12 protein-coding genes are annotated in these 12,424 nt (G+C 53.8%); 7 read left to right on the forward strand and 5 right to left on the reverse strand.

Features of this window, described 5'->3' with window-relative positions:
- The 4 genes from IDSA_RS00425 (at position 1) to lpxC (ending at position 4,323) form a co-directional block, all read left to right on the forward strand.
- Positions 1-747, forward strand: coding sequence for a cell division protein FtsQ/DivIB (locus IDSA_RS00425; RefSeq protein WP_034773411.1), 747 nt, complete (start codon positions 1-3; stop codon positions 745-747).
- A 6-nt stretch (positions 748-753) separates the two neighbouring features.
- Positions 754-1,986, forward strand: coding sequence for a cell division protein FtsA (gene ftsA, locus IDSA_RS00430; protein WP_034773413.1), 1,233 nt, complete (start codon positions 754-756; stop codon positions 1,984-1,986).
- A gap of 77 nt (positions 1,987-2,063) precedes the next feature.
- Complete coding sequence (gene ftsZ / locus IDSA_RS00435) at positions 2,064-3,284, forward strand: cell division protein FtsZ (protein ID WP_034773415.1); 1,221 nt, start codon at positions 2,064-2,066, stop codon at positions 3,282-3,284.
- A 124-nt stretch (positions 3,285-3,408) separates the two neighbouring features.
- A complete protein-coding gene (gene lpxC / locus IDSA_RS00440) occupies positions 3,409-4,323 on the forward strand; it encodes a UDP-3-O-acyl-N-acetylglucosamine deacetylase (protein ID WP_034773417.1) in 915 nt (304 codons plus the stop codon).
- Positions 4,324-4,330: 7 nt separating this feature from the next.
- Here the strand turns inward: lpxC and IDSA_RS00445 are convergent, their stop codons facing one another.
- Complete coding sequence (locus IDSA_RS00445; protein ID WP_034773419.1) at positions 4,331-4,807, reverse strand: DciA family protein; 477 nt, start codon at positions 4,805-4,807, stop codon at positions 4,331-4,333.
- A 40-nt stretch (positions 4,808-4,847) separates the two neighbouring features.
- Between IDSA_RS00445 and IDSA_RS00450 the strand changes: the two genes are divergently transcribed.
- From IDSA_RS00450 to mutT, 3 genes are read left to right on the forward strand one after another with little or no spacing between them, the layout of a single operon-like run.
- On the forward strand, positions 4,848-5,777 hold the full coding sequence (locus tag IDSA_RS00450; RefSeq protein WP_034773421.1) for a M23 family metallopeptidase: 930 nt from the start codon (positions 4,848-4,850) through the stop codon (positions 5,775-5,777).
- A 36-nt stretch (positions 5,778-5,813) separates the two neighbouring features.
- Entirely contained in the window at positions 5,814-8,510 is a 2,697-nt protein-coding gene (gene secA / locus IDSA_RS00455) for a preprotein translocase subunit SecA (protein ID WP_034773424.1), read from the forward strand.
- The gene (gene mutT, locus IDSA_RS00460; RefSeq protein ID WP_034773426.1) at positions 8,497-8,910 is read left to right on the forward strand and encodes an 8-oxo-dGTP diphosphatase MutT; all 414 of its coding nucleotides are present in this window, start codon (positions 8,497-8,499) and stop codon (positions 8,908-8,910) included. The genes secA and mutT overlap by 14 nt, the downstream gene beginning before the upstream one ends.
- A gap of 9 nt (positions 8,911-8,919) precedes the next feature.
- On the opposite strand, the gene zapD is transcribed toward mutT, so the two are convergent.
- From zapD to IDSA_RS00480, 4 genes are read right to left on the reverse strand one after another with little or no spacing between them, the layout of a single operon-like run.
- On the reverse strand, positions 8,920-9,693 hold the full coding sequence (gene zapD, locus IDSA_RS00465) for a cell division protein ZapD (RefSeq protein ID WP_051985960.1): 774 nt from the start codon (positions 9,691-9,693) through the stop codon (positions 8,920-8,922).
- Positions 9,690-10,313 carry a dephospho-CoA kinase gene (coaE, locus tag IDSA_RS00470; RefSeq protein ID WP_034773428.1) on the reverse strand — a complete coding sequence of 208 codons (624 nt, stop codon included), beginning with the start codon at positions 10,311-10,313 and terminating at the stop codon, positions 9,690-9,692. Before coaE ends, zapD begins: the two co-directional genes overlap by 4 nt.
- Complete coding sequence (locus IDSA_RS00475; protein WP_034773431.1) at positions 10,313-11,185, reverse strand: prepilin peptidase; 873 nt, start codon at positions 11,183-11,185, stop codon at positions 10,313-10,315. The genes coaE and IDSA_RS00475 overlap by 1 nt, the downstream gene beginning before the upstream one ends.
- 5 nt (positions 11,186-11,190) lie before the next feature.
- Positions 11,191-12,420, reverse strand: a complete 1,230-nt coding sequence (locus IDSA_RS00480) for a type II secretion system F family protein (protein WP_034773434.1) — start codon at positions 12,418-12,420, stop codon at positions 11,191-11,193.
- Positions 12,421-12,424 lie beyond the last annotated feature (4 nt).

A 12,424-nucleotide genomic window follows, 5' to 3' on the forward strand; every position in this document is an offset into this window, starting at 1 on the left:
ATGGCCGCGGTGCGCTGGCAGTTCTGGCTGGGACTGAGTTTTTTTCTCAGTGTGCTGGTGGGCACCATAGGCGGGGGCATCTGGCTATATTACCTGGCAATGGATGCCAATGAAGTGCCGCTGCGGAAATTGGTCGTGCAGGGCGAATTGCAATATGTCAGTAGTGACGAGGTGCGGAGTGCACTGACTGATACCGAGCTGGGCAGCTTTTTCTCAGCTGATGTCGATGGCATCCGCAGCAGTATTGAAGCGTTACCCTGGGTGGATCGCGCGTCGGTACGTAAGGAATGGCCGGATATATTAAAGGTGTTTCTGGTTGAGCAACAGCCACTGGCGCACTGGAATGTACAACAGCGACCGCGGGCGCTGCTGAATGAGCAGGGCGAGGTATTTGAAGCGGATAAAGATGTGCTGACCAAACCGCTACCTTACCTGAGCGGACCGGAGCACGCAGTGGATGAAACTGTCGCGCAGTTTCATAAGGTCCAGCAACTGTTGGAGCTGAATGGCCACTGGATTAGTAGTTTGCAGTTGTCCGAGCGGTTTGCGGTGGATGTGGTACTGCAGTCGGGCATTGAATTGAGGTTGGGACGCGAGGGTTTGCTGGAGCGGGTTCAGCGTTTTATTGATTTATACCCGCAGATTGCAGCGCATCGCGACAGCCTGATCGAATATGTCGATTTACGTTATGACACCGGAGTTGCCGTCAGTTGGCGCACTGCGGCAAAACAACCAAAAGAGAGTTAACACAAGATGTCAAAAGCAGCGGAACGGAACATGGTTGTAGGCCTTGATATCGGCACCAGTAAAGTGGTGACCCTGATCGGTGAAGTCATGGCCGACAATGAAATCAGCGTGATTGGCGTTGGTGCTGCCGCGGCGCGGGGCATGGATAAAGGCGGGGTCAACGACCTGAACCTGGTGGTGCAGTCGATTCAGCGCGCCGTCGAAGAAGCCGAACTGATGGCCGATTGCCGCATTGCCTCGGTTTACCTGAACATCTCCGGGCGGCATATCTCATGTCAGAACGAGAGTGGCATGGTACCGATTAATGAAGCCGAAGTGACCCAGGACGATGTCGACAGCGTCATCCATGCCGCCAAATCCGTTCCTATTGCGCAGGAACGCCGCATTCTGCACGTGCTGCCGCAGGAATTCGTGATTGATTCTCAGGAAAGCATAAAGAGCCCGATCGGTATGTCCGGGGTGCGCATGGAATCCAAGGTGCATATCATCACCTGTGCCAACGACATGGCCAAGAATATTGTTAAAGCCGTTGAGCGCTGTGGCCTGAGCGTCGATCGCCTGATCTTCTCGGCGCTGGCGTCAAGCTACTCGGTACTGACTGACGATGAAAAAGACTTAGGTGTGGCGCTGGTGGATATGGGCGCCGGGACTATAGATATCTGCATTTATACCCAGGGCGTGTTGCGCCATACCGCGGTGATTCCGGCGGCGGGTAATCAGGTGACCAGCGATATTGCCAAGATTTTCCGTACGCCGCTGAATCACGCTGAAGAGATTAAGACCAAATATGCCTGCGCGCTGCGCGAGCTGGTCAGCAAAGACGACAATATCGAAGTGCCTTCAGTGGGCGGCCGGCCATCCCGTATTATGCAGCGCCATATCCTGGCCGAAGTGGTTGAGCCCCGCTACCAGGAACTGTTCGAATTGATCCGCGATGAGATTAAACAGAGCGGGCTGGATGAGCAGATTGCCGCCGGTATTGTGATGACCGGAGGCTGTGGCCGCATGGAAGGGGCAATTGAGTTTGCCGAAGAAATTTTTCAGATGCCGGTTCGCCTTGGCGAACCTTTAGGCATGAAGGGTCTGAGCGATTATGTGCAGGATCCGACTTATGCAACAGCTGTTGGTTTGTTACGTTACGGCCAGCAGGATGTGCAAAACCGCCAGAAAGAAGCGGGCGCCGCCAACGTGATCGGGTTATGGAAGCGTGTTCACGGCTGGTTTAAAGGCGAATTTTAATAACTATATAAATTAGAAAACAGTGTTTTGGGGTAGTACAACAAGTAGTACAATAAGCAGGTAAAAGGAGAATTATAATGTCAGACGTATTTGAAGTACTCGACAATTTCGACAACGACGCCGTAATCAAGGTCGTCGGTGTTGGTGGTGGCGGCGGTAACGCCGTCAAACATATGATTAGCCAGTCGATTGAAGGCGTGCAATTTATTGTCGCTAACACCGATGCGCAATCATTACGCGATCATGGCGCACACATTACCGTGCAGCTGGGAAGCGATGTCACCAAAGGCCTGGGTGCCGGTGCCAATCCGGAAGTCGGTCGCCAGGCAGCGGAAGAAAGCCGCGAAGAAATTAAAAAGCATCTGACCGGTGCCGATATGATCTTTATCGCCGCAGGTATGGGCGGTGGCACCGGTACCGGCGCTGCACCTGTCGTTGCTGAGATTGCCCGCGAGCTGGGTATCCTGACCGTAGCGGTAGTCACTAAGCCGTTCCCGTTTGAAGGACGTAAGCGGATGGCCGTTGCCGATGAAGGTATCGCGCAGCTGAGTCGTTTCGTCGATTCACTGATCACCATCCCGAACGAGAAGTTGCTCAAAGTTCTGGGTAAAGGCACCAGTCTGCTGGATGCGTTCGGCGCTGCCAACGACGTACTGCTGGGTGCGGTGCAGGGTATTGCCGAACTGATCACCAAAACTGGTCTTATCAACGTCGACTTTGCTGACGTGCGCGCGGTGATGCGTGAAATGGGCACGGCGATGATGGGTACTGGTGTGGCGCGCGGTGAAGATCGGGCCCAGGAAGCTGCAGAAATGGCTATTAACAGCCCGCTACTGGAAGATATCGACCTGTCCGGCGCCCGTGGCGTACTGGTCAATATTACTGCCGGTATGGATCTGAGCATCGAAGAGTTCGAAATCGTCGGTAACACCGTCAAGGCCTTCGCTTCTGAAAATGCCACTGTCATCGTGGGTACCGTTATCGATACCGAAATGTCAGAAGAACTGCGGGTAACTGTAGTGGCCACCGGTATTGGTGCTGAGCGTAAGCCCGACATCTCACTGGTGAACAATGCAACCCAGAGCGCTGGTATGCGCAGCGGTAGTGGTTACTCACGCTCAGCTGGTGGTTATGAAACCGCCGCGACGGCACGTCAAATCTTCGAAGAAGAAGATGTCGATGTCAACGCTGAAGCCGAGCCGGAAGTGACCAAACCAGCGGCCAAACCGAAAGCGAGCAGCGGTAAAGACATGGACTACCTTGATATACCAGCATTTTTGCGCCGGCAGGTCGATTAACAGGCCTGCCAGGGTAAAAATCAGGTAAACCCATGGATAAAATTGCGATTTTTGCTCAATTTCGGTAAACTATTGCGCGTTTTACTGGTCAGATCAGATTAAGAAGGTTAGAAGAAGCGTAACCATGATTAAACAGCGTACGATTAAACAGCCGATTGCAACCACTGGTGTGGGCCTGCATAAAGGCAATAAGGTTCAGTTGACCCTGCGTCCGGCTCCGGTAAATTCCGGGCTGGTATTTCGCCGCGTCGATTTGAGTCCTGCTGTGGATATTCCAGCCAGTGCTGAACTGGTCAAGGATACCCGCATGTGTACCTGTTTGATCAACGAAGACAATGTCCGCATTTCCACCGTCGAACACTTGCTGGCGGCGCTGGCGGCGATGGGCATTGATAATCTGATCATTGAAGTCGACAGCCACGAAATCCCGATCATGGATGGTAGCTCGCATCCGTTTATTTACCTGCTACAGAGCGCGGGAATTCGGGAGCAACAGGCAGCGAAAAAGTTTATCCGGATTAAGCAGCCGGTTCGGGTCGAAGAAGATGACAAATGGGCGGAGCTACTACCCCACCATGGCTTCCGCATCGATTTTGCCATCGATTTCGACCACCCGGCGATTGCTGACACCAAGCAGGTGACCAGCATGGATTTCAGCAGCCGTAATTTTATCAAGCAGATTAGCCGGGCCCGTACCTTCGGTTTTATGAAGGATATCGAATCGCTGCGTGCCAATAACCTGGCACTGGGTGGTAGTTTCGATAACGCAGTGGTACTGGATGAATTCCGTATCCTGAACAGCGATGGCCTGCGTTACGATGACGAATTCGTGAAGCATAAAATGCTGGATGCCGTCGGTGATCTTTATATGTGCGGTCACGCCATTCTTGGTCATCTGCGGGCGTTCAAATCAGGTCATGCACTGAATAATCAGTTGCTGCGTGCAGTACTGCAGAATCAGGAAGCCTGGGAATTCGTAACCTTCGAAGCACCTAAGGCACCAGCGCCCATCGCTTTTGCGGCGCCGGTTCTCGCCTGATCAGCCGTTAACTATCCTCATATTTTTGCGCCAGGGCGAGCAACTGCGAACGCAGCGGCTCGTCACACAAGGCCGCTTGCTGGCGCAGTCTGCCTACCGCATCCAGTTCTTTTTCTAACGTTTCCGTAGCTGGCGCAGGGCTGACCTTCGCCGGCTTTGGTGTGGCCGGTTTGTGGGCCGGGCGGATACGGATTTCCAGGCGTTCGAGTTCTACCGTAGCTTCAGGTTGAAAATGCGTTATAATGCGCGCTTGATAAGATTTTATCCGTTGGGCAATAGCCCCGGATGAAACCTGCAAAATGAGATGATTGGCACGAATGTTGAGCACTTCGCAGTGTTCCAGCAACGGCGACAGCTGCAGCTTCTGAAAGCAGGACTGTAATAGCTGTTGCCAGCGACGATGTTGGTCGGTAAAGTCAGCAAAACGCTGTAACTGTTGGCCAGCTATTAATTGTTTGGTTGTGCGAGGTCGGTTACGTGCCATATTGGTTTTCTGGAAAAGAAACAAAGCAACGAGAGATTGCATGAGTCTATCAGTCTTCTATCGAGGCACCAAAGTTAAATTCGGATTCCGCCTGAGTCAACGGCGCTTGCTGTCGTTGGCAGGTTTAGGCGTGTTCGTCACCCTGGCTGTGGTCAAACCCTGGGAATACAGTGGCGTGGACCCAGAGCTGGCGCGGCAGACTATATCCAAAGAGCAGATCGCACTGGCGGCGCAGGAAGCGGCGGTGCTGGAACTCAAAGATCAGACCGAAAAGAAACTCACCGCGATGACCATTTATCTGGGCGAAATGCAGTCGCAAATGCGGCGGCTTGATGCCTTAGGGCAGCGCCTTGCCCAGGTTGCCGAGCTCGACAACGGTGAGTTTGATTTCAGCGAAGGACCAATGGCGGTAGGCGGTCCGGAAGCCGCTATCACCGATGCGCCGGAAGTGCGGGTTGAGGATCTGCTGCAGAACATTGATGGCATGCTCGGCAAACTGTCGGAGAAACAAAAACAGCTGGCGATCCTTGAGTCTGTGATGATGAGTCACCATATATCAGCTGAGAGCTTTGTTGCTGGTCGGCCGATCGAGTCGGGTTGGTTGTCTTCGCAATATGGTGTGCGTAAAGACCCGTTCAACGGTAATCCGGCGATGCACAAGGGGCTTGATTTCGCCAGCCTCGAAGCCAACGCTGGCGTTTATGCCACCGGTGCCGGTGTCGTGACCTGGTCTGGCGAGCGTTACGGTTATGGTAAATTAATTGAGATTGACCATGGTGCCGGTCTGAAGACCCGCTATGGGCACTGTGATGAACTGCTGGTGGAAGAGGGTGATGTGGTCACCCGCGGCCAGCAGATTGCGGTGCTAGGTAATACCGGCCGCTCAACGGGGCCACATGTACATTACGAAGTACTGCGCAATAATAAGCAGATTGACCCTTATAAATATGTTTATCGGGATGCCAATTAAGGCGTTCCGGTTGTCACTACAGGACTTATAATTCACATGTTAGGTAGTTTATTCCGCAAGGCATTTGGAAGTCGGAACGATCGTATCCTCAAAGGGATGCAAAAAGCCGTTCAACGTATCAACGCCCTCGAGCCCGAGTTTGAAGCACTCAGCGACAGCGAACTCAAACAAAAAACCGTTGAGTTTAAACAGCGGCTTGAGCAAGACGAAACCCTTGATGATTTGCTGCCGGAAGCCTTCGCCACAGTGCGCGAAGCCAGCCGCCGGGTGTTTGATATGCGGCCCTTCGATGTGCAGTTGCTCGGTGCCATGATTCTGAACGATAACCGCATCGCTGAAATGCGTACCGGTGAAGGTAAAACCCTGACCGCAACCCTGCCGGCATATCTCAATGCGCTGACCGGTGAAGGCGTGCATATCGTCACGGTGAATGATTACCTGGCCCGCCGCGATGCGGAAACCAACCGGCCGCTGTTTGAGTTCCTTGGCATGACCGTTGCCTTTAATATTCCCGGCATGTCGGGCCAGGACAAAAAAGCCGCGTACCAGGCTGATATTACCTATGGCACCAATAACGAATTTGGTTTTGATTATCTGCGCGATAACATGGCGTTCAGTCCCAAAGATCGCGTCCAGAGTTCGCTCTACTACGCTATCGTCGATGAAGTCGACTCCATCCTGATTGATGAAGCGCGCACCCCGCTGGTTATCTCCGGCGCTGCTGAAGACAGCTCTGAACTCTATGAGAAAATGAACGCCATAGTGCCGTTGCTGCAACAGCAGGAAAAAGAAGACACGGAAGAAGAGCGCGGTGAAGGCGATTTCACTATTGATGAAAAAGCTAAGCAGCTGCATCTGACCGAGCACGGTCAGGAGCACGTGGAACAGATCCTCAAAGAGCGCGGCATGCTGAGTGAAGACGACTCACTCTACTCCGCCGGTAATATTACCCTGCTGCACCATGTAAATGCTGCCTTGCGGGCGAATCATCTGTTCCAGCGCGATGTCGATTACATCGTTAAAGACGATCAGATTGTTATCGTTGATGAACATACCGGTCGTACCATGGAAGGGCGGCGTTGGTCTGAAGGCCTGCACCAGGCGATTGAAGCCAAAGAAGGCGTGAAGATTCAGAACGAAAACCAGACGCTGGCCTCGATTACCTTCCAGAACTACTTCCGCTTGTACACCAAGCTGGCCGGTATGACAGGTACTGCTGACACCGAAGCCTTCGAGTTCAAATCGATTTATGGTCTGGAAACCGTAGTGGTTCCAACCAACCGGCCGATGATCCGTGATGATCGTGCTGATCTGATTTTCATCACCACCGAAGAAAAATTCGATGCCATTGTGGAAGATATCGAAACCTGCCGCGAGCAGAAGCGTCCGGTGCTGGTGGGTACTATTTCCATTGAAACCTCGGAACTGCTCTCCAATCTGCTGAAAAAGCGGAAGATTCCGCATAACGTACTAAACGCCAAGTTCCATGCCAGAGAGGCAGAAATTGTCGCTAACGCCGGTATGCCAGGCGCTGTGACCATAGCCACCAACATGGCTGGTCGTGGTACCGACATCGTGTTGGGCGGTAACCTGCAGGTTGAAATTGAAAACCTTGAGGATCCGAGCCCGGAGAAGATCGAAGCGCTGAAAGCTGACTGGCAGCAACGCCATGATGCTGTGGTCGCCGCTGGTGGCTTGCATATAATTGGTACTGAGCGCCATGAATCACGTCGTATCGATAACCAGCTGCGTGGTCGGTCCGGCCGTCAGGGTGACCCCGGTTCATCACGTTTCTACCTGTCACTTGAAGACAGCCTGATGCGTATCTTCGCTTCTGAGCGTATGGCCAGCATGATGAAACGGCTGGGTATGAAGCCGGGCGAAGCGATTGAACACCCGTGGGTAACCCGCGCCATCGAAAACGCCCAACGTAAAGTTGAAGGCCGTAACTTCGACGTGCGTAAGCAGTTGCTCGAATATGATGATGTCGCCAACGACCAGCGTAAGGTGGTTTACGAGCAACGCAATGAACTGCTCGATGAAGGCGATATTTCAGAGACGATAAAAGTGATCCGCGCCGATGTGGTTGACCAGGTGATCAGCGAATACATTCCACCCCAGTCACTGGAAGAAATGTGGAATGTTGAAGGTCTGGAAGAACGCCTGCGGCTGGATTTCGACGCGCCGTTACCCGTTCAGCAGTGGCTGGATGAAGACGACAAGCTGCACGAAGAAACCCTGCGCGAGCGCATTCTGAAAGAGCTGGAAGAGGCCTTTAACCGCAAAGAACAACAGGTAGGCCCTGAGGTTATCCGTCAGTTTGAAAAAGCTATTATGCTGCAGAGCCTGGACTCACACTGGAAAGAACACCTGGCAGCAATGGATCATCTGCGTCAGGGTATTCATCTGCGCGGCTATGCCCAGAAAAACCCCAAGCAGGAATACAAGCGCGAAGCCTTTGAGCTATTCGCGGAGATGCTGGAAGCCCTGAAGCTGGATGTGATCACCGTGCTGAGTAAAGTCCGGGTGCGCGCTGAAGACGATGTGGAAAAGGTAGAAGAGCAACGCCGCCAGAAAGCTGCTGCAATGCCGAAAGAGTTTAAGCACGAAGGCAGCAGCACCAGCGGTACCGACAGCCCGCAGCAGACCGATGACTTTGGCAAGGTTGGCCGCAACGACCCATGCCCTTGTGGTTCCGGGAAAAAATTCAAGCAGTGTCATGGCAAGCTCTGATCGAATCCATGTGGCTGTCGGCGTTATCGAAAACGCCGACGGCCACATCTTTATCAGCCGTCGCCATCAGCACCTGCATCAGGGCGATAAATGGGAATTCCCAGGCGGTAAGGTCGAACAGGGCGAAGAAGTTTACCGGGCGTTATGCCGGGAGCTTCTTGAAGAATGCAATATTGAGGTGCAGGATGCCACGCCGCTGACGGTGATTCATCATGATTACGCCGATAAGCGGGTATTGCTGGATGTCTGGCGGGTGACCCGTTTCAGCGGTCAGGTTCAGCAGCGCGAGGGGCAGGAATGGCGCTGGGTATCAGTACCGGAGCTGGGTGCGTACCGGTTTCCCGAAGCCAATCAGGACATCATCGATAAAATACAGGATCTGAACTTTCCCGGGTTTTAAGCAGATTTCTTACGGACAGAGCGCCAGTGCCACCTCAATATTCTGCTCATAGGAAGCCCGTCCTGCCACTGGTTCGTAGCGCAGAAAGCGGATACTGAAGCGCTGCTTATGGCCACTCATGACCGGATACGCCGGAATATCTTTGTTTACCTGCAGTCGCAATAGCGACAACGGCTCAGTGCTTTCCTGCAGCATACCGGCTTCGGCGGTGACGGTGCGAAAACGCGACTGACCGCGCAACAATTCTAACTCCAGCGTTAACCCAGACAGCAAAACAGAGAGTTCCTGCCACCAGCGCTGACAGTCAGCATCGCGTATCTCCTGCGCCTGATGCAGCCAGAAATGCAGCTGTGGCAAATCAAAATTACAGGTGCCGCCAGGCATAGCGAAGCGCTGGCGGATTGGGCCCAGCAGGCGATCCTGCTTGAGTGCGCTGCCAACCCGGCTAATGGGCTGAATCGCTTGTAGCGCATGTATAACCCGCTCACTGGTCAATGCCAGCTGCTGCTGGTTTACATCGGGATGCTGCGACCAGATCTGCAGCTGAGCACGGCGCTTATCCAGGTCTTTCTGCACGTCGGTACGTACGTCGCTGCGCTCACATAAATCGAGAATAGAAAAAAGAGCGCTGAAATAGCGGGTATAGTTGCAGCTGTCTACGGCCACCTCGGGTTGCAGCGAGGCGAGCAGGTGTTCCAGGCGCAGATAGGTGCGCACCCGCTCATGCAGCGGGTACTCATAGGTAATTGTTGAAGTAATTTGACCGGTCATAGGCTCTATCATAGCGGCTTACCGTCAGGTTGCAATGCCTTCGACGCCAGCGTCAGGTAAAGCTCATGTAAGTGTTGTACCTGGGGGCTGAGATCAGCCAGCGGGCCGTCGTTATGGATAATATCATCGGCCACCGCCAGACGTTCCTGCCGGCTGGCCTGGACCTGCATAATGGCATCCACCTGGGCGCTGCTGACCTGATCGCGGGCCACAGTGCGCTCGCGCTGTACCGCCGGGCTCACATCCACGAGCAGAACCCGGTCACATAACGCCGTTAACTTGTTTTCAATTAGTAGTGGCGCAGACAAAATCACATAAGGCGAGCGCGCTTGTTCCAGTTGCTCCAGCAGTTTCTGACGGATTAGCGGATGGGTCAGTTGATTGAGCCAGGTTTTTTCTGACGGGTCGCTGAAAACCCGCTCGCGCAACCAGCCGCGGTTCAGGTTGCCGTCCGCTAACAAGGCTTGTGGCCCGTAGCGCTCATTGACCGCGGTCAGCGCCGCTGAGCCAGGTGCCATTACGGCGCGGGCGATAAGGTCGGCATCAATCACCTCGATGCCGTACTCAGCAAATAAGTTCGTGACAGTGGTTTTGCCGCTGCCAATGCCGCCGGTTACGCCAAGCACCCACATCAGCGCTGCAACCAGGCCCAGTAGCCGTACAGCAGCTGTTCGCCCCAGATCAGCGCGATGACACCGCCACTGATCAGAAACGGCCCAAAGGGAATTGGCTGGCCCCGTTGCTGGCGATTGACGGCCTGAATCAGTAAGCCCAGAATCGCACCGCTACCGGCGGCCGCAATGATGATAACCGGCAGCATCTGATAGCCGGCCCAGGCGCCAAAGGCCGCCAGCAGCTTAAAGTCGCCATAGCCCATGCCTTCTTTGCCGGTTACCAGTTTAAACAGCCAGTAAACCGACCATAAAAACAGATAGCCCCCCATAGCGCCAATCACCGCATCTGCCAGGGGTACGGGACCGCCGATAACCGCCACCAGCAGGCCCAGCCAGAGCATCGCGAGGGTTAACTGATCAGGCAGCAGCATATGGTCGAGATCGATAAAGAACAAACTAATCAAAATGCTGGCAAGGATCAGATACCAGAGCAGCTCGGCGGAAGCGCCGAAATACCAGGTCAGGGCACCAAAGCTCAGACCGGTGATGAGTTCAATAAACGGATAGCGGGCTGAAATACGGGTTTTGCAGTGACGGCAGCGGGCGCGCAGCCAGGCCCAGCTGACCAGCGGAATATTATCGTACCAGGCAATGGCATGGCGGCATTTCGGGCAATGTGAGCCGGGCGTTGCCAGGTTAAACAGGGCAGTGTCGGCTTCGGTGGACGGTTGGCCGGACAGTTCGGCGCATTCCCGTTGCCACTGGCGTTGCAACATGAGCGGATAACGGCCAATAACCACGTTGAGAAAACTGCCGACGACCAGGCCCAGCAGCACGCCGAACAGGGTTACCCAGGGATTGAGCGCCGGATATAAATTAGCTAATTCCATAAGTGTTAGCCCACCACCTGACCAAGGCTGAATATCGGCAGATACATGGCCACAATCAGGCCACCCACCAGCACACCAATCACTACCATGATCATCGGCTCCAGCAGTGCGGTCAGGTTGTCTACCAGGTCGTCGACTTCACGCTCATAAATGGTGGCGACTCTGGCCAGCATATCATCGAGCGAGCCGGATTCTTCACCTATATAAACCATCTGCGTGGCCATAGTCGGAAAGATATCGGTGTTCTGCATAGCGGTATTCATCTGCATGCCAGAGGTCACCTCTTCGCGGATCTGTAAAATAGCGTCGCGATACAGTGCGTTGCCGGCTGCGCCGGACGCGGACTCCAGTGCATTGATGAGCGGTACACCCGCGGCAAAGGTGGTCGACAGGGTACGGGTGAAGCGGGCCACTGCAGCCTTATGCAAGATATTACCGATAACCGGAATCTTGAGCATGATTTTATCGACCCGGTCCCGCAGCTTAAGGCTTTTCTGATGGGCGCGCTTAAACAGCCAGCCGGCAATAACGAGCGCCCCCAACGCATAGATAAAGTATTGTTGCACGACTTCCGAAAGCGTCACCACAAATTGGGTAAGGGCGGGTAGCTCGGCGCCAAAGTCAGCAAATACCGCCTCGAACTGGGGCACTACGTAAATCAACAGAATCACGGTAACGGCCAGAGCCACGACGATAACCGACGCCGGGTACACCAGTGCTTTTTTAATTTTTGCTTTAAGCTGTTCCGATTTTTCCCGGTAGGTGGCGATGCGGTCAAAAATGGACTCCAGTGAACCGGACTGCTCGCCCGATTCGACCAAGTCACAATAAAGATCATCAAAAATCCGCGGATGCTTGCGCAGCGCATCGGCCAGCGGTGAACCGGCGGCCACGTCATTGGCGACATTCAGCATCAAATCCCGTATTTTAGGGTTATCCGTACCCTTGGCGACCATTTCCAGGCCTTGTAGCAGGGGGACGCCTGCTTCGAGCATGGTGGCGACTTGCCGGGTGAACAGGGCGATATCGCCACCGCCAATCTTTTTACCGCCAAATAGCGGCTTAGCCTTTTTCTTGACCTTTTTGGGGGTTACTCCCTGGTCGCGCAACTTAGTGCGGATTTGTTTTTCATTATTGCCCCGCATCATGCCTTTTACTTTAGCGCCGCGACGATTAATCCCCGACCAGGTATATTCGGTGATTTCTGCTATCTTTTTATCTGGTTTCTTTGCCATGTAT

Origin of the sequence: Pseudidiomarina salinarum, from assembly GCF_000753715.1 — a bacterium.
GTDB lineage: Bacteria > Pseudomonadota > Gammaproteobacteria > Enterobacterales > Alteromonadaceae > Pseudidiomarina > Pseudidiomarina salinarum.